This window comes from Microbacterium paludicola (assembly GCF_039529675.1).
Taxonomy (GTDB): Bacteria; Actinomycetota; Actinomycetes; order Actinomycetales; family Microbacteriaceae; genus Microbacterium; species Microbacterium paludicola.
The window spans coordinates 1-925 of the sequence record NZ_BAAANG010000063.1 but is presented as its reverse complement, the minus strand read 5'-3'; the positions used below and the strand labels follow the sequence as shown (position 1 = coordinate 925).

At 68.6% G+C, this 925-nt stretch carries 1 protein-coding gene; it reads left to right on the top strand.

What is annotated here, in order from left to right; genetic code table 11:
• The coding region (locus ABD161_RS15710; protein ID WP_344005121.1) for an IS481 family transposase at positions 1–925 on the top strand (925 nt) is incomplete at both ends.

The following is a 925-nucleotide window of genomic DNA, read 5'->3' as shown; positions in this document are numbered from 1 at the left end:
ACGCTAACGCGCCTTTGACGCCGGAGGGGCGTCGTCGTCTTGCTGTTCTCATCGTCGATGAGGGATGGACGTTGCAGCGCGCGGCGGAACGGTTCCAGTGCTCACCGGCGACCGCGAAGCGGTGGGCCGACCGGTATCGGGCCGGGTTGGCGTTGACGGACCGCAGCTCGAGGCCGCAGTCGTCGCCGAATCGGCTGCCGCAGAAGACGGAGCGGCGGATCGTGTCGTTGCGGTTCACCCGCCGGTGGGGGCCGCATCGGATCGCGTATCAGCTGCGGTTGCACCGCTCCACGGTCGGGCGCGTCCTCGCCCGATACGGCATGCCGAAGCTCGCGAATATCGACCAGGCCACCGGGCTCCCGGTCCGCAAGCCCAAGCCGAAGCGGTATGAGCTCGACACGCCGGGCCAGCTCGTGCACGTGGATATCAAGAAGCAGGGCCGGATCCCGGACGGCGGCGGTTGGCGGGTGCACGGCAAGGGGTCCGTGCAGGACCGGGCTGCCGGCGTCGCTCGCGGGAAGGCGACACGTGCCGGCGCTGCGGGCTCACGCGGATACCGGTATCTGCACCACGCCGTCGACGACCACTCGCGTGTCGCGTACTCGGAGATCCTCGACGACGAACGCAAGGAGACCGCCGCCGGGTTCTGGACCCGCGCGAACGCGTTCTTCGCCAGCCTGGGCGTGACCGTCACCGCCGTGATGACAGACAACGGCGCCTGCTACCGCTCACATGCCTTCGCCGCGGCGCTCGGCGACGATGTCAAGCACAGATGGACCAAGCCCTACCGGCCGCAGACCAACGGCAAGGTCGAACGGTTCAACCGCACCCTCGCCGCCGAATGGGCCTACGCGAAGCCCTACGCCAGCGAAGCCGAACGGACCTCCGCCTACGAGGCCTGGCTGCATCACTACAATCACCACAG